The organism is Streptomyces lacaronensis (assembly GCF_047337785.1).
GTDB lineage: Bacteria > Actinomycetota > Actinomycetes > Streptomycetales > Streptomycetaceae > Streptomyces > Streptomyces lycopersici.
Genome location: NZ_JBLHDK010000003.1, coordinates 7,392,949 through 7,417,472 on the forward strand (window position 1 = coordinate 7,392,949; position 24,524 = coordinate 7,417,472).

General features: G+C 73.9%; 1 protein-coding gene. It reads left to right on the forward strand.

What is annotated here, in order from left to right:
* Positions 1-54: 54 nt before the first annotated feature.
* The gene (locus tag ACMTAK_RS32175) at positions 55-24,510 is read left to right on the forward strand and encodes a type I polyketide synthase (RefSeq protein WP_461773844.1); all 24,456 of its coding nucleotides are present in this window, start codon (positions 55-57) and stop codon (positions 24,508-24,510) included.
* Positions 24,511-24,524 lie beyond the last annotated feature (14 nt).

Sequence of the window (24,524 nt, forward strand, 5' to 3'; positions counted from 1 at the left end):
GCCGACGCCGGAATGGGCCCGATAGCCGCCGACGAGCCCATCGCCATTGTCGGAATGAGCTGCCGGTTCCCCGGTGAGGTCGGATCCCCCGAAGAACTGTGGGAAATCGTCGCGGGCGGAAAGGACGTCATCTCCGAATTCCCGGTGAGCCGGGGCTGGGATCTCGCCGGACTTTACGACCCCGACCCGGACCGGCCGGGCAGCAGCTATACCCGCGAAGGCGGATTCCTGCACGACGCCGATGAGTTCGACCCGGCGTTCTTCGGAATCTCCCCGCGCGAGGCCCTCGCGATGGATCCGCAGCAGCGGCTGCTGCTGGAGACCTCCTGGGAGGTCTTCGAACGCGCCGGTATCGACCCCGCGATCCTCCGGGGCGGCCGGACCGGTGTGTTCGTCGGCGCCGAGACCCAGGACTACGGACCCCGGCTGCACGAGGCCGAGCAGGGCTTCGAGGGCTATCTGGTCACCGGCAACGCCGCCAGCGTCGCCTCCGGCCGGATCGCCTACACCTTCGGCTTCGAGGGCCCCACCGTCACCGTCGACACCGCCTGCTCCTCCTCCCTGGTGGCGCTCCACCTGGCCGTCCAGGCGCTGCGCGCGGGCGAGTGCACCATGGCGCTCGCCGGTGGCGCGGCGGTCATGGCCAACCCCGGCTCGTTCATCGCCTTCAGCCGCCAGCGCGGCCTCGCCCCCGACGGCCGCTGCAAGCCGTTCGCCGCCGCGGCCGACGGCACCGCCTGGGGCGAGGGCGTCGGCATGCTGCTCGTCGAGCGGCTCTCGGAGGCCCGTAGGAACGGCCACCGCGTCCTCGCCGTCGTCCGCTCGACCGCCATCAACCAGGACGGCGCCAGCAACGGCCTGACCGCCCCCAGCGGCCCCGCCCAGCAGCGCGTCATCCGCCAGGCCCTCGCGGGGGCCGGGCTGACGGCCGGCGAGGTCGACACGGTCGAGGCCCACGGCACGGGGACGACGCTCGGCGACCCCATCGAGGCCCAGGCGCTGCTCGCCACCTACGGCCGGGACCGCGAGGCGGACCGGCCGCTGTGGCTCGGCTCGCTCAAGTCCAACATCGGCCACACCCAGTCCGCGGCCGGTGTCGGCGGCATCATCAAGATGGTCATGGCGATGCGGCACGGGGTGCTGCCGCGGACGCTGCACGTGGACGAGCCGACCCCGCATGTCGACTGGACCGCCGGTGACATCAAGCTGCTGACCGAGGCGCGGCCCTGGCCGGAGAGCGACCGCCCGCGCCGCGCGGGCGTCTCGTCATTCGGCATGAGCGGCACCAACGCGCACGCCATCATCGAGCAGCCGCCGGTCGAGGACCGCGACGGAGCGGACGGTCCTGATGGTGCGGACGGTCCTGATGGTGCGGACGGTCCTGATGGTGCGGACGGTCCTGATGGTGCGGACACCGCGCAGGGCACCGCCCCGCTGCCCTGGGCCATCTCCGCGAAGACCACCGACGCCCTCCAGGGGCAGGCCGAGCGGCTGCACGCGCTGCTGGAGGCCGACCCCGACCTCGCCCTCACCGACATCGGCCACTCCCTGGCCACCACTCGCGCCACCTTCGAACAGCGCGCCGTACTCCTCGCCGATGACCGCGACGGCTTCCTCACCGCCCTGCGCACCCTCGCAGACGGCGGCGACGGGCCGTCCGTGGTGCGCGGCGCCCCCGTCGCGGGAAAGCTCGCCCTGCTGTTCACCGGACAGGGCAGCCAGCGCCTCGGCATGGGCCGTGAGCTCCACGCCGCCTACCCTGTTTTCGCCGAAGCTCTCGACGACGCCTGCTGGTACCTCGAGGAGCAGCTCGAACTCCCGCTCCTCGACGTGCTGTTCGCCGAGGAGGGCAGCCCCGAGGCCGCCCTCCTGGACCGCACCGACTACACCCAGCCCGCCCTGTTCGCCATCGAGGTCGCGCTCTACCGCCTCCTCGAGTCCTGGGGACTGCGTCCCGAACTGCTCGCCGGACACTCCATCGGCGAGATCGCGGCCGCCCATGTGGCGGGTGTGCTGTCCCTGGAGGACGCCGCCGCCCTGGTCGCCGCCCGTGGGCGGTTGATGCAGGAGCTTGCCGAGGGTGGCGCGATGGTCGCGGTGCAGGCGTCGGAGGACGAGGTGCTGCCGCTGCTCGCCGGGCGCGAGGACCGGATCGGCGTCGCCGCGATCAACGGCCCCCGGTCGGTCGTCGTCTCCGGCGCCGAGGAGGACGCGCTGGAGATCGCTTCTGGATTTGAGGCGCGGGGTCGGAAGACCAAGCGGCTCACCGTCAGCCACGCGTTCCACTCCCCGCTGATGGACGGCATGCTCGCCGAATTCCGGCGCGTCGCCCAGGTGCTGGAGTACGCGCCGCCGCGCATCCCCGTGGTCTCCACCGTCACCGGACGCGTCGCCACCGCCGAGGAGCTGTGCTCGCCCGAGTACTGGGTGCGCCACGTCCGCGAGGCCGTCCGCTTCCTCGACGGTGTGCGCACCCTGGCCGACAAGGGCGCCACCACCTTCCTGGAGCTCGGCCCCGACGCCGTGCTCACCGCCATGGCCCAGGACTGTCTGCCCGACGCCGACGCCGACGCCGACGCCGACGCCGACCGCACCGCGTACGCCGCCGCGTTGCGCGCCGGGCGCCCCGAGGCCGAGACCCTGACGGCTGCCGTGGCGCTGGCGTACGTCCGGGGCAAGAAGGCCGACTGGGCCGCTCCGTACGCCACCACCGGCGCCCGCACGATCGACCTCCCCACCTACGCCTTCCAGCGCCAGCAGTACTGGCTCAACGCCCCGGCCCCGGCCGGAGCGGCGGCGTCGGAGGCCGGGCCGGGCTCGGCGGTGGACGGGCGGTTCTGGGATGTGGTGGAGCGCGGGGATGTGGCCGCGTTGGCGGCGGAGCTGGCGGTGGATCCGGGGGTTTCGCTGGGTGAGGTGTTGCCCGCGTTGTCGTCGTGGCGGCGGCAGGAGTCGGTGCGTTCGGTGGTGGATGGCTGGCGTTACCGGGTGTCGTGGCGGCCGGTGTCGGAGCGGTTGGCCGGCGGGGTGCTGGGTGGTTGCTGGCTGGTGGTCGTTCCGGCGGATGAGGCCGGGGGTGCTTGGGCTTCGGGTGTGGTGGGGATGTTGGCCGGGCGTGGGGTGGATGTGCGTGTGGTCGAGTCGGATGCGGTGGACCGTGCCGGGGTGGCGGAGGAGCTGCGTGCGGCGGTTGTGGGTGGTTCGGTGGCGGGGGTGTTCTCCCTGTTGGCGGTCGGGTCCGAGTCGGGGTTGTTGCGTACGGCCGCGTTGGTGCAGGCGTTGGGTGATGCGGGTGTGGGTGCGCCGTTGTGGGTGGCGACGCGGGGTGGGGTGTCGGTGGGGCGTTCGGATGGTGTGGTGGTGCCTGGTCAGGCTTCGGTGTGGGGGCTTGGTCGGGTGGTGGCGTTGGAGCTGCCGGAGCGGTGGGGTGGTCTGGTCGATCTGCCGGAGTCGGTGGATGAGCGTGCGTTGGGTCGGCTGGCTGGTGTGCTGGCCGGGGCCGGGGCCGGTGGCTCGGGTGAGGACCAGGTCGCGGTGCGTGCCTCGGGTGCTTTCGGACGCCGGCTGGTGCGGGCGGTCGGGTCCCGGACGTCGGGCGACGAGGGCTGGCGGGCCTCGGGTTCGGTGCTGGTGACGGGCGGTACGGGTGCGCTGGGTGCGCATGTGGCCCGATGGCTGGTGGCGAACGGTGCCGAGCATGTGGTGCTCACCAGCCGCCGTGGGCTGGCGGCTCCGGGTGCGGCCGAGCTGCGGGATGAGCTGGCGGGCTCGGGTGCTCGGGTGACGGTTGCCGCGTGTGACGTGGCGGACCGGGACGCGCTCGCCGAGCTGCTGGCGTCCATACCGGCCGAGTTCCCGCTGACCGCTGTCGTCCACGCGGCCGGTGTGCTCGACGACGGCGTACTGGACTCGCTCACGCCCGAACGGTTCCTCTCGGTGCTTCGGGCGAAGGCCGACGCCGCGCTGCATCTGGACGAGCTGACGCGCGACATGGACCTCTCGGCGTTCGTCCTCTTCTCCTCGATCACCGGGTCGGTGGGCGCCGCCGGTCAGGGCAACTACGCTGCGGCCAACGCCTACTTGGACGCGCTGGCCGAGCGGCGGCGCGCCCAGGGCCTGCCCGCCACCTCGATCGCCTGGGGCCCGTGGGCGGACTCCGGGATGGCCGGTGACGACGCCATGGAGCGGCGGATGCGCCGCGAGGGCATGCCGCCGATGGCGCCCGAGTCGGCCGTCGCCGCGCTGCGGCAGGCGCTGGACCTCGATGACACCGCTGTGACGGTCGCGGACATCGACTGGGAGAACTTCACCCGCACCCTCACCGCCGTACGGCCGAGCCCGCTGATCGCCGAGCTGGCGGCCGAGGCCGGGCCGGGCGCGGCGACCGGCGCCGACACCGTCAAGGTCGTCACCGACGCCGACTCCGCCTCCCCGCTCGGCGAGCGCCTGAGCGGCCTTCCGAGGGCCGAACAGGACCGCGCGCTGCTGGAGTTGGTGCGTGCGCAGGTCGCGTCGGTGCTGGGGCACGGTGGGGCCGAGGCGGTCGGGGCCGGGCGCGCCTTCAAGGAGCTGGGCTTCGACTCGCTGGCCGCGATCGAGCTGCGTAACCGGCTGAACGCGGCGACGGGCCTGCGTCTGGCCGCCACGCTCATCTACGACTACCCGAACGCCACTGCCCTCGCCGACCATCTGCGGACGGAGCTGGTGGGTTCGGATGCTGTGGCGGCGGGTGGCGTGGTGGCGCCTACGGTTGCGGTGGCCGGTGATCCGATCGCGATTGTGGCGATGAGCTGCCGGTTCCCGGGTGGGGTGCGGTCGCCGGAGGAGCTGTGGCAGCTGCTGACGGCCGGTGGGGACGCGATTGCGGAGTTCCCGTCGGACCGTGGCTGGGATCTGGCGGGGCTGTACGATCCGGATCCGGATCGTCAGGGGACGTCGTATACGCGTGAGGGTGGTTTCCTCTACGACGCCGGGGACTTCGACGCGTCGTTCTTCGGGATCTCGCCGCGTGAGGCGCTTGCGATGGATCCGCAGCAGCGGTTGCTGCTGGAGACCTCGTGGGAGGCGTTCGAGCGCGCGGGCATCGACCCGGCCACGCTGCGCGGCAGCCGTACCGGTGTCTTCGCGGGCACCAACGGCCAGGACTACGCCGGGCTCGTCTCCACCCCGCCGGAGGGCCTGGAGGGCCATCTGGGTACGGGCAACGCGGCGAGCGTGGTGTCCGGGCGGGTCGCCTACACCTTCGGTCTCGAGGGCCCGGCGGTCACGGTGGACACGGCGTGTTCGTCGTCGCTGGTGGCCCTGCACATGGCCGTTCAGGCGCTGCGGCAGGGCGAGTGCACGATGGCGCTCGCGGGTGGCGTCACGGTGATGTCCACGCCGGAGGCGTTCGTGGACTTCAGCCGTCAGCGCGGACTCGCTGAGGACGGCCGGATCAAGGCGTTCGCGGCCGGTGCGGACGGCACCGGCTGGGGCGAGGGCGCGGGCATGTTGCTGGTCGAGCGGCTGTCGGACGCGGAGAAGAACGGCCACCCGGTGCTGGCCATCGTGCGGGGCAGCGCGATCAACCAGGACGGTGCGAGCAATGGTCTGACGGCGCCGAACGGCCCGTCCCAGCAGCGCGTCATCCGGCAGGCGCTGGCCGGTGCGGGGCTGTCGGCCGGGGATGTGGACGCGGTCGAGGCGCACGGTACGGGTACGACGCTGGGTGACCCGATCGAGGCGCAGGCGCTGCTGGCCACGTATGGGCAGGAGCGGGAGGCCGACCGGCCGTTGTGGCTGGGGTCCATCAAGTCCAACATCGGGCATACGCAGGCGGCGGCCGGTGTCGCGGGCATCATCAAGATGGTGCTGGCGATGCGGCATGGTGTGTTGCCGCAGACGTTGCATGTGGACGCGCCGTCGCCGCATGTGGACTGGTCGGCGGGGGCCGTTTCGCTGCTGACGGAGCGGGTGGAGTGGCCGGAGACCGGCCGCCCGCGCCGTGCGGGCGTGTCGTCCTTCGGGCTCAGCGGCACCAACGCGCACACCATCATCGAGCAGGCCCCGGCCGTTCCGGCCCTTCCGGCTGCCCCGGCTGCCCCGGGAGAGCAGCCCGCGCCTCGTGAGCTGACCGTGCTGCCGTGGCTGCTGTCGGCGAAGGACGGGCAGGCGCTGCACGCCCAGGCCGCACAGCTGGCCACTCATCTCCGCACCCACCCCGAGCTGAGCGCGACCGACCTCGCCTTCTCGCTCGCCACCAGCCGCGCCGCTCTGGAGCGGCGCGCGGCGCTCGTCACCACGGACCGCGAGACGTTCCTTGCGGGCCTGGACGCGGTGGCCCGGGGCGAGTCCGTCCCGGACGTGGTCGAGGGGACGGTTGCGGAAGGCAAGTTGGCGTTCCTGTTCACGGGGCAGGGGAGTCAGCGGCTGGGGATGGGGCGTGAGCTGTATGACGCCTTCCCGGTGTTCGCGGACGCGCTGGACGAGGTGTGTGCGCATCTGGATCTGCATCTTGAGCGGCCGTTGCGGGATGTGTTGTTCGGGGATGACGCCGAGGCGCTGGATCGGACGGGGTTCACTCAGCCCGCGTTGTTCGCGGTTGAGGTGGCGTTGTTCCGGCTGGTGTCGGAGGCGTGGGGGTTGCGGCCCGATTTCCTCTCCGGGCACTCGATTGGTGAGTTGGCCGCCGCGCATGTGGCGGGTGTGTTGTCGCTGGCGGACGCGGCGAATCTGGTGGCGGCGCGTGGGCGGTTGATGCAGGCGCTTCCGGCCGGTGGCGCGATGATCGCGGTGCAGGCGTCGGAGGATGAGGTTGCGCCGCTGCTGACCGAGCGGGTGTCGATCGCCGCGCTCAACGGGCCGTCGTCTGTCGTCATCGCGGGTGATGAGGACGCGGCTCTGGAGATCGCGTGCGGTTTTGAGGCGCGGGGTCGGAAGACCAAGCGGCTCACCGTCAGCCATGCGTTCCACTCGCCCCGTATGGACGGGATGTTGGACGCGTTCCGCGAGGTCGCGGAGGGGCTGTCGTATGAGGCCCCGCGTATCCCGATCGTGTCCAACCTCACCGGTGGCGTGGTGTCCGCCGAGGAGATCACCAGCCCGGACTTCTGGGTGCGCCATGTCCGTGAGGCTGTGCGCTTCCTCGACGGTGTGCGGACGCTGGAAGCGGAGGGTGTGACGACCTTCGTCGAGCTCGGTCCCGATGGCGTTCTCTCCGCGATGGCGCAGGAGTGTGTGACCGGCGAGGACGCCGCGTTCGCCGCCACGCTGCGGAAGGGCCGTGCCGAGGCCGAGTCCGTGACCGCCGCCCTCGCCCTGCCGCATGTCCGGGGCCAGTCCCCGGACTGGGGCCGGTACTTCGAGGGCACCGGGGCCCGGCGGGTCGAGCTGCCGACCTACGCCTTCCAGCGCACCCGGTACTGGTGGGAGGAGGCCCCGGCGGCGTCGGAGGTCGCACCGGGCGGTGCCGTCGACGGGCGCTTCTGGGATGTGGTGGAGCGCGGGGATGTGGCCGCGCTGGCGGCGGAGCTCGCGGTGGATCCGGGGGTTTCGCTGGGTGAGGTGTTGCCCGCGTTGTCGTCGTGGCGGCGGCACGAGTCGGTGCGTTCGGCAGTGGACGGCTGGCGTTACCGGGTGTCGTGGAAGCCGGTGACGGAGCGGTCGGCCACCGGGGTGCTGGGTGGCTGCTGGCTGGTGGTCGTCCCGGCGGACGAGGCCGAGGGCGCCTGGGCCACGGGTGTGGTGCGGATGCTGGCCGGGCGTGGTGTGGATGTGCGCGTGGTCGAGTCGGATGCGGTGGACCGCGCCGGACTGGCGGAGGAGCTGCGTGCGGCGGTCGTGGGCGGTTCGGTGGCGGGGGTGTTCTCCCTGCTGGCGGTGGAGTCCGCGTCGGGGCTGTTGCGTACGGCCGCGTTGGTGCAGGCGTTGGGTGATGCGGGTGTGGGTGCGCCGTTGTGGGTGGCGACGCGGGGTGGGGTGTCGGTGGGGCGTTCGGATGGTGTGGTGAGCCCGGCCCAGGCGCTGGTGTGGGGGCTTGGTCGGGTGGTGGCGTTGGAGCTGCCGGAGCGGTGGGGCGGTCTGGTCGACCTTCCGGAGACGGCCGACGAGCGTGCGCTGGGACGGTTGGCCGGTGTGCTGGCCGGGGCCGGGGCCGGTGGCTCGGGCGAGGACCAGGTCGCGGTGCGCGCCTCGGGCGTCTTCGGCCGCCGGTTGACGGAGGCCTCCGGGACCCGGACGTCGGGCGACGAGGGCTGGCGGGCGTCCGGTTCGGTGCTGGTGACGGGCGGTACGGGCGCGCTGGGCGCGCATGTGGCGCGCTGGCTGCTGGAGAACGGCGCCGAGCATGTCGTGCTCACCAGCCGCCGGGGTCTCGACGCCCCGGGCGCGGCGGAGTTGCGCGATGAGCTGGCGGCTTCGGGTGCTCGGGTGACGGTTGCCGCGTGTGACGTGGCGGACCGGGACGCGCTCGCCGAGCTGCTGGCGTCCATACCGGCCGAGTTCCCGCTGACCGCCGTCGTGCACGCCGCCGGTGTGCTGGCCGACGGCCTCGTGGACACGCTGGACGCCGAGCGCCTGGAGCGGGTGGTGCGCGCCAAGGCCACCTCCGCGCAGAACCTCCATGAGCTCACCCGCGACCTGGACCTTTCGGCGTTCGTGCTCTTCTCCTCGCTTGCCGGTTCGGTGGGCGCCGCCGGTCAGGGCAATTACGCCGCTGCCAACGCCTACTTGGACGCGCTGGCCGAGCTGCGCCGCGCCCAGGGCTTGCCCGCCACCTCGATCGCCTGGGGCCCGTGGGCCGAGGGCGGCATGGCCGCCGACGAGGCGCTGGAGCGCCGGATGCGCCGCGACGGAGTGCCGCCGATGGCACCCGAGTCGGCGCTCACCGCGCTGCGGCAGGCGCTGGACCTCGATGACACCGCCGTCACGGTCGCGGACCTCGACTGGGGCCGGTTCCTCGCCGAGTTCACCGCCGTACGGCCGAGCGCGCTGTTCGGCGAGGTGCGGGCCGCGCGTCCGGCGCCGGTCGCCGAGGGCGCGCCGCGCCCGGTCGCCACCGCCGGGACCGGCACCGGCACACTCGCGGAGCGGCTGTCCGGGCTGACGGAGAACGAGCGCGCACAGACACTGCTGGAGCTGGTGCGTACACAGGTCGCGTCGGTGCTGGGGCACGGCGGGGCCGAGGCGGTCGGGGCCGGGCGCGCCTTCAAGGAGCTGGGCTTCGACTCGCTCACCGCCGTCGAACTCCGCAACCGGCTCAACGCGGCGACCGGACTGCGGCTGCCCGCCACGCTCATCTACGACTACCCGAACGCCACCGCGCTCGCCGACCATCTGCGTGCTGAACTGCTGGGCGCGGACGCTGCGGCGGCGGGTGGCGTGGTGGCTCCGGCGGTCGCGGTGGCCGATGATCCGATCGCGATTGTGGCGATGAGCTGCCGGTTCCCGGGTGGGGTGCGGTCGCCGGAGGAGCTGTGGCAGCTGCTGACGGCGGGCGGGGACGCGATTGCGGAGTTCCCGTCGGACCGTGGCTGGGATCTGGCGGGGCTGTACGACCCGGATCCGAATCGTCAGGGGACGTCGTATACGCGTGAGGGCGGTTTCCTCTACGACGCCGGGGACTTCGACGCGTCGTTCTTCGGGATCTCGCCGCGTGAGGCGCTTGCGATGGATCCGCAGCAGCGGTTGCTGCTGGAGACCTCGTGGGAGGCGTTCGAGCGCGCGGGCATCGACCCGGCCACGCTGCGCGGTCAGCAGATCGGTGTCTTCGCCGGGACCAACGGCCAGGACTATCTGTCGCTGCTGATGCGGGCGCCCGAGGGTCTGGAGGGCCATCTGGGCACGGGCAACGCGGCGAGCGTGGTGTCCGGGCGGGTGGCGTACACCTTCGGTCTCGAGGGCCCGGCCGTCACGGTCGATACGGCCTGCTCGTCATCGCTGGTGGCGCTGCATCTGGCGGTGCAGGCGCTGCGGCAGGGCGAGTGCGCGATGGCGCTCGCGGGTGGTGTCACGGTGATGTCCACCCCCGAGAACTTCATCGACTTCAGCCGTCAGCGCGGACTGGCCGCCGATGGCCGGATCAAGGCGTTCGCGGCGGGTGCGGATGGCACGGGCTGGGGTGAGGGCGCGGGCATGCTGCTCGTGGAGCGGCTGTCGGACGCGCGGCGCAACGGCCATCCGGTGCTCGCGGTGGTCCGGGGCTCGGCCATCAACCAGGACGGTGCGAGCAATGGCCTCACGGCGCCGAACGGCCCGTCCCAGCAGCGCGTCATCCGCCAGGCGCTGACCAGCGCCGGGCTGACGACCGGCGATGTCGATGTCGTCGAGGCGCATGGCACGGGTACGACGCTGGGTGACCCGATCGAGGCGCAGGCGCTGCTGGCCACGTATGGGCAGGAGCGGGAGGCCGACCGGCCGTTGTGGCTGGGGTCCATCAAGTCCAACATCGGGCATACGCAGGCGGCGGCCGGTGTCGCGGGCATCATCAAGATGGTGCTGGCGATGCGGCATGGTGTGTTGCCGCAGACGTTGCATGTGGACGCGCCGTCGCCGCATGTGGACTGGTCGGCGGGGGCGGTCGCGCTGCTGAGCGAGCAGGTGGAGTGGCCGGAGACCGGCCGCCCGCGCCGCGCCGGTATCTCCTCGTTCGGCATCAGTGGCACCAACGCGCACACCATCATCGAGCAGGCTCCGGCGGTCGACGCGCCGGTCGACGCACCGGTCGACGCATCAGAGCGAAATGGCCTCGGCGGCCTTCTGCCGTTCGCCCTGTCGGCCAAGAACGCCGAAGCGCTGCGGGAGCAGGCCGCGCGGCTGCACACCCACATCTCGTCGCGGCCGGAGTCGGTGCCGCTTGACCTCGCCCACGCCCTGGCCGTCGGCCGCGCCGCCCTGGAGCGGCGTGCGGTGCTCACCGTCGGCGACCGGGACGAGCTGCTGCGGACACTCGACGCGCTGGCCCGGGGCGAGTCCGCCCCGGGTGTGGTCGAGGGGACGGTCGCTGAGGGCAAGGTGGCGTTCCTGTTCGCGGGGCAGGGGAGTCAGCGGCTGGGGATGGGGCGTGAGCTGTATGACGCCTATCCGGTGTTCGCGGACGCGCTGGACGAGGTGTGTGCGCATCTGGATCTGTACCTTGAGCGGCCGTTGCGGGATGTGTTGTTCGGGGGCGACGCGGCGGTACTGGATCGGACGGAGTTCACTCAGCCTGCCTTGTTCGCGGTTGAGGTGGCGTTGTTCCGGCTGGTCGAGGCGTGGGGTCTGACGCCGGACTTCCTCTCCGGACATTCGATCGGTGAGCTGGCTGCCGCGCATGTGGCGGGTGTGCTGTCGCTCGCCGACGCGGCGAAGCTGGTCGCGGCGCGTGGCCGGTTGATGCAGGAGCTGCCCGCCGGTGGCGCCATGATCGCCATCCAGGCGTCCGAGGACGAGGTGGCGCCGCTGCTGACCGAGCGCGTGTCCATCGCCGCCCTGAACGGGCCGACGTCGGTCGTCATCGCGGGTGATGAGGACGCGGCGGCTGAGATCGCGGCCGCGTTCGAGGCGCAGGGTCGTAAGACCAAGCGGCTCACCGTGAGCCATGCGTTCCACTCGCCGCGCATGGACGGCATGTTGGACGCGTTCCGCGAGGTCGCGGAGGGCCTGTCGTACGAGGCTCCGCGCATCCCGATCGTCTCCAACCTCACCGGGGACGTGGTCTCCGCCGAGGAGATCACCACGGCCGACTTCTGGGTGCGCCACGTCCGCGAGGCCGTCCGCTTCCTCGATGGCGTACGGACGTTGGAAGCCCAGGGCGTCACCACCTACCTCGAACTCGGCCCCGATGGCGTCCTGTCCGCGATGGCGCAGGAGTGCGTGACCGACTCCGCGTCCGACTCCGCCTTCGCCGCCGCCCTGCGCAAGGACCGCCCCGAAGCCGAGGCGCTGCTCGCGGCCGTCGCACGGGCGCATGTCCGTGGTGTGACGCCCGACTGGGCGGCCGTGTTCGCCGGTGCGGGCGCCGCCCCCGTGGACCCGGCCGAGCTGCCCACCTACGCCTTCCAGCGCACCCGGTACTGGCCCAGCGCCGCGGCCCTCGCGGCGGGCGACCCCGAGTCGATCGGGCTGGGCGACATCGACCATCCGCTCCTCGGCGCCGCCGTCGCGCTCGCGGACGCCGATGGCCTCCTGCTCACCGGGGTACTTTCCACCCGTACCCACCCCTGGCTGGCCGACCACGCGGTCATGGACACCGTGCTGCTGCCCGGCACGGCCTTCGTCGAGCTGGCGAGCACGGCGGGCGCCCAGGTCGGCTGTGAGCGGCTGGACGAACTCACCCTCGAAGCACCGCTCGTGCTGCCCGAGCACACCGGGGTGCGGGTGCAGCTCGTCGTGGACGGGCCGGACGAGTCCGGCCGCCGTTCCTTCAGCCTGCACTCGCGTCGGCAGGACGCGCTCGGCACCGAGCCGTGGACGCGCCACGCCACCGGTGTGCTCGCCCCCGGCGTCCGGGTGTCCGAGTCGGACCAGCCCGATGAGCTCGCCGTATGGCCGCCGCGGGGCGCGACGCCGATCGCGGTCGACGGGCTGTACGAGGAGCTGGCCGGGGCGGGCCTCGGCTACGGGCCGGTGTTCCAGGGGCTCAGGGGCGCCTGGCGGCTCGGCGAGAACCTCTACGCCGAGGTGGGCTTCCCTGAGGACGCGCCGCTGACGTCGGGCGCCGAGGCCGAGCGGTTCGGGCTGCACCCGGCCCTGCTCGACGCCGCGCTGCACGTCATCGGCGTCGACAGCACCGACCGCGAGTCGGCGCCGGCCGAGGGCGCGCTGCTGCCGTTCGCGTGGAACGGCGTCCAGCTGCACGCGGCCGGGGCCGGTGCGCTGCGGGTGCGGCTGTCGGAGCGGTCGTCGAACGCGGTCTCGCTGCTGGTGGCCGACGGCACGGGCCGTCCGGTGGCCACGGTCGAGTCCGTGGCGCTGCGGGCGGCCTCGGCCGACCAGGTGCGCGCGGCTCGCGGTGGGCTGCACGAGTCGCTGTTCCGGCTGGACTGGACGGCGGTTCCGGCGCCCGCGGCCGGCGCGGTCACGGGCGACTGGGCGGTGCTCGGCGCTGATACCGCCGAACTGGCCGCGCTGGAGGCCGCGTTCGGGCCAGGGGTGCGGCTCGCCGCGTACCGCGACCTGGCGGTGCTGCGCACGGCCGTGGAGTCCGGGGCACCCGCGCCCGACACCGTCCTGCTGAGCGTTGCCGGTGGCGATGGCGACGCGTCGGCCGTGCACGAGGCCACGCAGACCATGCTCGCCCTGCTCCAGGAGTGGCTGGCCGATGAGCGGTTCGCCGGGTCGCGGCTGGTGCTGCTGACCCGGGGGGCGGTGGAGACCGAGCCGGGCGCGGGCGTGGCGGATCTGCCGTACGCCGCCGTGCGCGGTCTGTTCCGCTCCGCGCAGTCGGAGAACCCGGGCCGTCTGGTGCTGCTGGACGTGGACGGCGAGGAGGGCTCGTACCGTACGGTGCCCGCCGCGCTCGGCGTGGACGAGGCGGAGCTGGCGCTCCGCGCGGGCGTGGCGCTCGCGCCACGGCTGGCCCGGGTGCCGGTCACGGACGACACAGACGTCGAAAACGGCGCGGAAACCGTCACCGTCCCGTCGTACGACCCCAACGGCACCGTACTGGTCACCGGCGCCACCGGAACCCTCGGCGGCCTCTTCGCCCGCCACCTCGTCACCGCCCACGGCGTACGCCACCTGCTGCTGGTCAGCCGCCGTGGCGCCGACGCCGAGAGCGCCGAGGAGCTGGGCGCCGAGCTCACCGCGGCCGGTGCCACCGTCACCTGGGCGGCCTGCGATGTGGCCGACCGCGACGCGCTCGCCGCGACCTTGGCCGCCGTCCCGGCCGACCATCCGCTGACCGCCGTGGTGCACACGGCGGGCGTCCTGGACGACGGCATCCTCGGCTCGCTGACGCCCGAGCGGGTGGCCCACGTGCTGCGCCCCAAGGTGGACGCGGCGCTGAACCTGCACGAGCTGACCCGCGACCACGAGCTGTCCGCGTTCGTGCTGTTCTCCGGCGCCGCCGCCGTGTTCGGCGCGCCCGGACAGGCGAGCTACGCCGCCGCCAACTCCTTCCTGGAGGCACTTGCCCAGCACCGCGTCGCCCAGGGGCTTCCGGCCACCGCGCTGGCCTGGGGCCTGTGGGCCGGTGCGGGCATGGGCAGCGAGCTGGACGAGGTGGACCTGCGGCGCATCGCGCGTGGCGGGGTCGCCCCGATCGCCGCCGACGAGGGGCTCGCGCTCTTCGACGCGGTCCGAGCCGACGCGGTCCGAGCCGACGCGGTCCGAGCCGACGCGGTCCGAGCCGACGCGGTCCGAGCCGACGGTGCCGCCGTGCTGTTCCCGATGCGGCTCGACTACGCGGGGCTGCGCACCGAGGCCACGGCGACCGGGACCGTACCGGCCCTGTTCCGGGGCCTGGTGCGGACCCCGGTCCGGCGGGCCGGCGCCACGGCCGCCACCGCCGACGGCTCCTCGCTCGCCCAGCGCCTCGCCGGGCTCGCGCGGCCCGAACAGGACCGTGAGCTGCTGGAGCTGGTGTGCGGCCGGGTCGCCGCGGTGCTCGGCTACGCGGGGCCGGACGCGGTCGAGGCCGGGCGGGCGTTCAAGGAGCTGGGCTTCGACTCGCTCACCGCCGTCGAACTCCGTAACGACCTCAAGACCGTCACCGGACTGCGGCTCCCCGCGACGCTCGTCTTCGACTACCCGACCCCCACCGCCCTCGCCGACCATCTGCGCGAGGAGCTGCTGGGCGCCGAGGAGACCACCGCGCCGCTGGTCCCCGTACGGACGGGGGCGGCCCCGGCGCTCGACGACGACCCGATCGTCATCGTCGGCATGAGCTGCCGCTACCCGGGCGGGGTGCGTACCCCGGAGGAGCTGTGGGAGCTCGTCGCCACCGGCGGCGACGGCATCTCCGGCTTCCCCGTGGACCGTGGCTGGGACCTCGACGGCCTCTACCACCCGGACCCCGACCACGCGGGCACCTCGTACACCCGCGAGGGCGGCTTCCTGCACGACGCCGCCGACTTCGACCCGGACTTCTTCGGGATCTCGCCGCGTGAGGCGCTGGCGATGGACCCGCAGCAGCGGCTGCTGCTGGAGACCTCGTGGGAGGCGTTCGAGCGCGCGGGAATCGACCCGGCGCGGGTGCGCGGCAGCCGTGTCGGTGTCTTCGCGGGCGTCATGTACCACGACTATGTGACCGGCCTCGACGGCATCCCCGACGGCGTCGAGGGCTACATCGGCACCGGCAACGCGGGCTCCATCGCCTCCGGCCGGGTGGCGTACACCTTCGGTCTCGAAGGCCCGGCGGTCACCGTGGACACGGCGTGCTCGTCATCGCTGGTGGCGCTGCACTGGGCGATCCAGGCGCTGCGCGCGGGCGAGTGCACGATGGCGCTGGCCGGTGGTGTGGCGGTCATGGCCACACCCGAGACGTTCATCGACTTCAGCCGTCAGGGCGGCCTGGCCGCGGACGGCCGCTGCAAGTCCTTCGCGGCATCGGCGGACGGCACGGGCTGGGCCGAGGGCGCGGGCATGCTGCTCGTGGAGCGGCTGTCGGACGCGCGGCGCAACGGCCATCCGGTGCTCGCGGTGGTCCGGGGCTCGGCCATCAACCAGGACGGTGCGAGCAACGGCCTCACGGCGCCGAACGGCCCGTCCCAGCAGCGCGTCATCCGGCAGGCGCTGGCCACCGCCGGACTGGCGGCCGGTGAGGTGGATGCCGTCGAGGCGCACGGTACGGGCACGACGCTGGGCGACCCGATCGAGGCGCAGGCGCTGCTCGCCACGTATGGGCAGCAGCGGGAGGCCGACCGGCCGTTGTGGCTGGGGTCCATCAAGTCCAACATCGGCCACACGCAGGCCGCCGCCGGTGTCGCGGGCATCATCAAGATGGTGATGGCCATGCGGCACGGTGTGCTGCCGCGGACGCTGCACGTGGACGCGCCCTCGCCGAACGTCGACTGGGAGGACGGCGCGGTCTCGCTGCTGACCGAGCAGGTGGAGTGGCCGGAGACCGGCCGCCCGCGCCGTGCCGGTGTGTCGTCGTTCGGCATCAGTGGCACCAACGCGCACACCATCATCGAGCAGCCGCCTGCCGCCGAGGACCGCGAGGACGCGGCGGCGCGGCCGTCCGCCGTACCGCCGGTGCTGCCGTGGCCGCTGTCGGCCGTGGGCGGCGACGCGCTGCGCGACCAGGCCCGTCGCCTGCGCGACCGGCTGCGCGCCACCGACGAGGACGTGGACCTGGCCGCCATCGGCTACACCCTGGCCGCCGGGCGCACCGCCTTCGAGGACCGCGCGGTGCTGGTGGCCGACGGCCGCGACGGCTTCCTGCGCGCCCTGGAGGCGCTGGCCTCCGGCGAACCGGCCACGGGCCTGGTGCAGGGCTCGCCGGTGGCCGGGAAGCTGGCGCTCCTGTTCACCGGGCAGGGCAGCCAGCGGCTGGGGATGGGGCGTGAGCTCTGCGACGCCTATCCGGTGTTCGCGGAGGCGTTCGACGCGGTCTGCGATGAGCTGGACGCGTATCTCGAACAGCCGCTGAAGACCGTGGTGTTCGGGGAGGACGCGGCGGTACTGGACCGGACCGGGTTCACCCAGCCCGCGTTGTTCGCCGTTGAGGTGGCGTTGTTCCGGCTGGTGGAGGCGTGGGGTCTGCGGCCCGACTTCCTCTCCGGGCACTCCATCGGTGAGCTGGCCGCCGCGCATGTGGCGGGTGTGCTGTCGTTGGCCGACGCGGCGAAGTTGGTTGCGGCGCGTGGGCGGTTGATGCAGGCGCTTGCCGAGGGTGGCGCGATGGTCGCGGTGCAGGCGTCGGAGGATGAGGTGGCGCCGCTGCTCAGCGAGCGTGTCTCGATTGCCGCGCTCAACGGGCCGTCGTCGGTGGTCATCGCGGGTGATGAGGACGCGGCGGCTGAGATCGCGGCCGCGTTCGAGGCGCGGGGTCGTAAGACCAAGCGGCTCACCGTCAGCCATGCGTTCCACTCCCCGCGTATGGACGGGATGCTGGAGGCGTTCCGCGAGGTGGCGAAGGGGCTGTCGTACGAGGCCCCGCGCATCCCGATCGTGTCCAACCTCACCGGCACCGTGGTCTCCGCCGAGGAGATCACGACCCCCGAGTTCTGGGTGCGCCACGTCCGCGAGGCCGTCCGTTTCCTCGATGGCGTACGGACGTTGGAGGCCCAGGGCGTCACCACCTACCTCGAACTCGGCCCCGACGGCGTCCTGTCCGCCATGGGCCAGGACTGCCTGGCCGAGGGCGACACGGCAGCGGGCTTCGTCGCCGTCCTGCGCGGTGGCCGCCCCGAGGCCGAGACCATCACCACCGCCCTCGCCACCCTGCACACCCGGGGACTCGCCCCGGACTGGGAGGCGTTCTACGGCGGAACCGGCACGCGGCGTGTGGAGCTGCCGACGTACGCCTTCCAGCGGCGGCGCTACTGGCTGGACGTACGGACGGCCACCGCCGCCCCCGAGGCCACCGCTCAGAGCGCGGTGGACGCCCGCTTCTGGGAGGCCGTCGAGCGCGCGGACCTGGCCTCGCTCGCCGAGACCCTGAACCTCGGCACCGAGGACAACGGGGCGTTGGAGGCCCTGCTGCCTTCCCTCTCGTCGTGGCGGCGGCGGCAGTCGGAGCGTTCGACGGTGGACGGCTGGCGCTACCGGGTGTCGTGGAAGCCGGTCACCGACCGCTCCGCCGCGTCCCTGAGCGGCGGCTGGCTCGTGGTGGTACCGGCCGAGGCGGCCGGGGACGCCTGGGTCGCGGGTGCCGTACGGATGCTGAACGACCGTGGTGTCGACGTACGCCGCGTCGAGCTGACCGCCGCCGACGACCGCCCCACGGTGGCCGAGCGGCTGGCCGGGGCCGTCGGCGACGCGCCCGTGACCGGCGGTGTGCTCTCCCTGCTGGCCTTCACGGACAGCGATGGCGATGGCAATGGCGACGGCGATGTGCTGCTGCGGACGGCCGCGCTCACGCAGGCCCTGGGCGACACGGGCATCGGCGCGCCGCTGTGGGTGGCCACGCGGGGCGCGGTGGCCGTGGGCCGTTCGGACGGAACGGTCAGCCCCGCGCAGGCGCGGCTCTGGGGCCTGGGCCGGGTGGCCGCGCTGGAGGTGCCCGAGCGCTGGGGCGGTCTGGTCGACCTCCCGGAGACGGCCGATGAACGTGCGCTGGGGCGGCTGGCGGAGGTGCTGGCCGGTGCCGGTGCCGGTGCCGGTGCCAGTGCTGGTGGCGGTGCCGGTGCCGGTGGCGATGACCAGGTGGCGGTGCGGGCGTCGGGCGTGTTCGGACGCCGCCTCGTCCGGGCCTCCGCGCCCGCGTCCGCGTCCGCCAGTGGCTCCTGGACGCCGGGCGCCGGTACGACCCTGGTCACCGGCGGTACGGGCGCGCTGGGCGCGCGGGTGGCCCGCTGGCTGGTCGCGGGCGGCGCCGAGCATGTGCTGCTCACCAGCCGCCGTGGCCTCGACGCCCCCGGCGCCGCCGAGCTGCGCGACGAACTCGCCGCCTGCGGCGCCCGGGTGACGGTCGCCGCGTGCGATGTGGGCGACCGGGACGCGCTCGCGCGGCTCCTCGCCGACATCCCGGCCGAGCTGCCGCTGACGGCCGTGGTGCACACGGCCGGGGTGCTGGACGACGGCGTACTGGACTCGCTCACCCCCGAGCGCTTCACCGGCGTCCTGCGCGCCAAGGCGGCCGCCGCGGCCCATCTCGACGAGCTGACGCGCGATCGGGAGCTGTCGGCCTTTGTGCTGTTCTCCTCGATCAGCGGCACGTTCGGCGCCGCCGGTCAGGGCAACTACGCGGCCGCCAACGCCTACGTGGACGCGCTCGCCGAGCGGCGGCGCGCCGAGGGCCTGCCCGCCACCTCGATCGCCTGGGGCCCGTGGGCCGAGGGCGGGATGGCCACGGACGGGGCGCTGGAGCAGCGTCTGCGGCGCGGCGGACTGCCGCCGATGGACGCCGAGTTGGCGATCGGCGCGCTCCAGCGGGCGCTCGACCTCGATGACACCGTGGTCACGGTCGCGGACATCGACTGGGATCGGTTCGCACCGGACTTCACCGCGGCCCGGCCCAGCCGTCTGCTCGCGGACCTCCCGGAGATCCGTGCGGCGGCGGAGACCACCGCCACCGCGCCCGCCGCCGACGGCTCCTCGCTCGCCGCCCGGCTGGCCGGGCTGGGCGAGGCGGAGCGGGACCGGCTGCTGCTGGACCTGGTCCGTACCCAGGTGGCCGCGGTGCTCGGACACGACGGCTCGGAGTCCATCGGCGCCGACCGGGCCTTCGGTGAGCTGGGCTTCGACTCGCTGACCGCCGTCGAGCTGCGCAACCGGCTCGGTGCCGCCAGCGGTGTCCAGCTGCCCGCGACCCTGGTCTTCGACTACCCGACGGCCGCCGCCCTCGCGGGTTATCTGCGCGGGGAGCTCATCGGGACCGGCACCGACGCCGACGCCTCCCGCCCGGCTCCGGCGACGGCCGCTGCCGATGACGACCCCATCGCCATCGTCGCCATGAGCTGCCGCTTCCCGGGCGGGGTGCGGTCGCCCGAGGAGCTGTGGCAGCTGCTCACCGCGGGCGGGGACGCCATCGCCGAGTTCCCGGCCGACCGCGGCTGGGACCTGGACGCGCTCTACGACCCGGACCCGGACACGCGCGGCACCTTCTACGCACGCGAGGGCGGATTCCTCTACGACGCGGGCCACTTCGACGCCGCGTTCTTCGGGATCTCGCCGCGTGAGGCGCTGGCGATGGACCCGCAGCAGCGGCTGCTGCTGGAGACCTCCTGGGAGGCGTTCGAGCGCGCGGGCATCGACCCGGCCACGCTGCGTGGCACCTCCGCCGGAGTGTTCGTCGGCTCCAACGGGCAGGACTACGACGCCTCGCTGCACACCGTCCCCGAGGGCGTCGAGGGCTACCTGGGCACGGGCAACGCGGCCAGCGTGGTCTCCGGCCGGCTCGCGTACACCTTCGGTCTGGAGGGCCCGGCGGTCACCGTGGACACGGCGTGCTCGTCGTCGCTGGTGGCGCTGCACTGGGCGATCCAGGCGCTGCGCCAGGGCGAGTGCTCGCTCGCGCTCGCGGGCGGTGTGACGGTCATGTCGAGCCCCGGTGCGTACATCGAGTTCAGCCGTCAGCGCGGGCTGGCCCCGGACGGCCGCTGCAAGGCGTTCGCGGCGGGCGCCGATGGCACCGGCTGGGGCGAGGGCGTGGGCATGCTGCTCGTGGAGCGGCTGTCGGACGCCCGGCGCAACGGCCACCCGGTGCTGGCGCTCGTCCGTGGCTCCGCCATCAACCAGGACGGCGCCTCCAACGGTCTGACCGCGCCCAACGGCCCCGCCCAGCAGCGGGTCATCCGCCAGGCGCTGGCCGGTGCGGGCCTGTCCGCCGCCGAGGTGGACGCGGTCGAGGCCCATGGCACCGGTACCCGGCTCGGCGACCCGATCGAGGCGCAGGCGCTGCTGGCCACCTACGGCCAGGAACGGGCCGCGGACCGGCCGCTGTGGCTGGGCGCCATCAAGTCCAACATCGGCCACACCCAGGCCGCGGCCGGTGTCGCGGGCATCATCAAGATGGTGCTGGCCATGCGGCACGGGGTGCTGCCGAGGACCCTGCACGTGGACGAGCCGTCGTCGCATGTGGACTGGTCGGCGGGGGCCGTCTCGCTGCTGACGGAGCAGGTGGAGTGGCCGGAGACCGGCCGTCCGCGCCGCGCCGGCGTCTCCTCGTTCGGCTTCAGCGGCACCAACGCCCATACGGTCCTGGAGCAGGCACCGGTCCACGACGAGACCGCCCAGGCACCGGTCCACGACGAGACCGCCGGGGAAGCCGCACCGCGGCGCCCGCTCGTCCGGCCCGATGTGGTGGCCTGGCCGCTGTCGGCCAAGGGCGAGGACGCGCTGCGGGCCCAGGCCGAGCGGCTGCGCGCCCATCTCGAGGCCGACGCCGGGCTCGACGCCGTGGACGTGGCGTACTCGCTGGCCACCACCCGGTCCGCCCTGGAACATCGCGCGGTGGTCCTCGGCCCGGACCGGGGCCGGCTGCTCGCGGGGCTGACCGCCCTCGCGCGCGGCGAGTCCGCGGCGCAGCTGGTCCGGGGTGTGCCCGTGGAGGGCCGCACCGCCGTGCTCTTCGCCGGGCAGGGCAGCCAGCGGCTGGGCATGGGCCGGGAGCTGTACGAGGCCGGTTCCGTCTTCGCGGAGGCGCTGGACACGGTCTGCGCCGAGCTGGACCGGCACCTGGAACGGCCGCTTTACGACGTGCTGTTCGGGGACGACAAGGAGCCGCTGGACCGGACCGGGTTCACCCAGCCCGCGCTGTTCGCCGTCGAGGTGGCGCTGTTCCGGCTGACCGAGGCCGCCGGGCTGCGGCCGGACGTCCTGACCGGGCACTCCATCGGAGAGCTGGCCGCCGCACACGTGGCCGGGGTGCTGTCGCTGGAGGACGCCGCCACGCTGGTGGCCGCGCGCGGTCGGCTGATGCAGGAGCTGCCCTCCGGCGGCGCGATGATCGCGCTCCAGGCGGCGGAGGACGAGGTCGAGCCGCTGCTCACCGAGCGTGTCGGCATCGCCGCGCTCAACGGGCCCACGTCGGTGGTCATCGCGGGCGACGAGGACGCGGCTGTCGCGGTCGCGGCGTCGTTCCAGGAGCGGGGCCGTAAGACCAAGCGGCTCACCGTGAGCCACGCGTTCCATTCCCCGCTGATGGACGGCATGCTCGCCGAGTTCCGTAAGGTCGCCGAGGGTTTGACCTACAACGCGCCGCGCATCCCGATCGTCTCCACCGTCACCGGACAGCAGATCTCCGACGAGCTGGGCATGGCCGCCGACTATTGGGTGCGCCATGTCCGCCACGCCGTCCGCTTCCTCGACGGGGTCCGCACCCTGGAGGCCCAGGGCGTCACCACCTACGTCGAACTGGGCCCGGACGGGGTGCTGTCCGCCATGGCGCAGGACTGCGTCACCGCCGGGGACGAGGGCGCCGAGGACGTGGCCTTCGTGCCCGTGCTGCGCGCCGGGCGCCCGGAGACCGAGACGCTGACCGGCGCCCTCGCCACCCTGCACGTCAGGGGTGCGGCCCTGGACTGGGAGGCGCTGTTCGCCGGGACCGGCGCCCGCCGCGTCGAGCTGCCCACGTACGCGTTCCAGCGGCGGCGCTACTGGCTCGAGGGCACTGGGCACCCCACGCCCGGCCAGGGGGCCACGGACCTCGACACGGCCGGCGCCCGGTTCTGGGAGGCGGTCGAGAGCGATGACGTCGCCTCGCTGTCGGACGCGGTGGGCATCGACGTGGACCAGCCGCTCAGCGCGCTGCTCCCGGCGCTGTCCGCGTGGCGGCGCCGCGAACGCGAGCGGTCCGCGCTCGACGGCCGGCGCTACCGCGTCACCTGGAAGCCGCTGGAGGAGCCCCGGCTCGCCGCCGCCCCCGGCGTCTGGCTGGTCGCCGAACCGGCCGGAGCCGCGGGCCACGTCGACACCGTGCGGCGTGTGGTGGCCGCGCTGGCCGACCGGGGCGCCGACCTCCGGCGTATCACCCCGGCGGACGGCCCGGCCGACGGCTCGGACCTCGACCGGGACGCCCTGGCCGAGCGGATCCGCCGGGCCGCCGCCGACGAGCCGGTGCACGGGGTGCTGTCACTGCTCGCACTGGACGAGCGCGCGCACCCCGACCACCCCGCCGTGCCCACCGGGCTGCTGCGCACCGGAGTGCTGGTGCAGGCGCTCGGGGACGCGGGCCTGGCCGCCCCGCTGTGGTGCGCCACCAACGGCGCCGTCGCCACCGCCCCCTCGGAGCCGGTCGGCAGCGCCGCACAGGCGCAGGTCTGGGGCCTGGGCCGGGTGGTCGCGCTGGAGCACCCCGAGCGCTGGGGCGGTCTGATCGACCTGCCCACGACGCTCGACGAACGGGCCGCCGACCGCCTGGCCGGTGTGCTCGGCGGACACGGCGACGGCGACGAGGACCAGCTGGCGATCCGTACGGCCGGAGTCCTGGCCCGCCGCCTCGCCCACGCCGAGCGCGCCCACGCCGAGCGCGGCTACGCCGAGCGGGCCTACGCCGAGGGCACCCACGCCGGGGGCGCTCACGCCAAGGTCGCCCAGGCCGAGGGCGCTCACGCCGAGCGCGCCCCGGCCACCGGCGCGCCGTGGCGGCCGCGTGGCACGGTCCTGGTCACGGGTGGCACCGGCGCGCTGGGCGCCCATGTGGCCCGCTGGCTGGCGGAGAACGGCGCCGAGCATCTGATGCTCACCAGCCGCCGTGGCCCCGACGCCCCCGGCGCCACCGAGCTGCGCGACGAACTCGCCGCGTCCGGCGCCCAGGTGACCGTCGTCGCCTGCGATGTGACCGACCGGGACGCGGTGGCCGGGCTGCTGGCCCGGATCCGCGACGAACACCCGCAGCACCCGCTCACGGCGGTCGTGCACGCGGCGGGTACCGGGCAGTTCGCACCGCTCGCGGAGACCACCCCGGCCGATGTCGCCGATGTGGTGGCCGCCAAGGTGGCGGGCGCGGTCCATCTGGACGCGCTGCTCGGCGACACCGAGCTGGACGCCTTCGTGCTCTTCTCCTCGATCGCCGCGGTGTGGGGCAGTGGCGGCCAGGGCGCCTACGCGGCCGGAAACGCCTTCCTCGACGCGCTGGCCGAACAGCGCCGGGCCCGCGGTCTCACCGCCACCTCCGTGGCCTGGGGCCCGTGGGCGGACGGCGGGCTCGTCGCCGACGACGAGGCGGCCGAGCAACTGCGCCGCCGTGGCCTGCCGGTGATGGCCCCGCACTCCGCCATCGCCGCCCTCCAGCAGGCGCTGGACCGGGACGAGACCGCCGTGGTCGTGGCCGATGTCGACTGGGGCCGCTTCGCCCCCGCCTTCGCCGCGGCCCGCCCCCGTCCGCTCATCGCCGATCTGCCCGAGGTGCGTGCCGCCCTCGCGGCGGACCCGGCCGAGGGCGCGGGTGGTGGCGGTTCGGCCGAGGCACCGGCGGAGTCCCTGCGGCAGCGGCTCGCGGGGCTCACCGGGTCCGAGGCCGAGAAGGCCCTGCTCGACCTCGTCCGTACGGAGGTCGCCGCCGTCCTCGGACACGACGACACCACGGCCGTCCAGGCGGGCCGGGCCTTCAAGGAGCTGGGCTTCGACTCCCTCACCGCTGTCGAACTCCGCAACCGGCTCAACGCGGCCACCGGACTCCAGCTCACCGCCACGCTGGTCTTCGACCACCCGACGCCCGGCGCCCTCGCCGATGTGCTGCGCGCCGACCTGCTCGGCGAGGACACCACCCCCGGGCTTCCCGTCCTCGCCGAAATCGACAAGCTGGAATTCACCCTTTCCAACGTCTCCGACGACGCGACGGAACGCGAGCGGGTCACCGCGCGCCTCGAAGCGCTGTTGCGGACCTGGAACGAGAACGAGAGCGCGGCGGGCGCCGACGGCGCCGACGACGATGAACTCGATCTCGACGCCGCCTCCGCCGAAGACATCTTCGACATCATCAACAATGAATTCGGAAGGTCCTGACGTGACGACCGCCC

What these genes read in the sequence shown, in the direction of transcription:
- ACMTAK_RS32175 (WP_461773844.1), top strand. Translation starts at nt 55, where the DNA reads ATGAGCTGCCGGTTCCCCGGTGAGGTCGGATCCCCCGAAGAACTGTGG.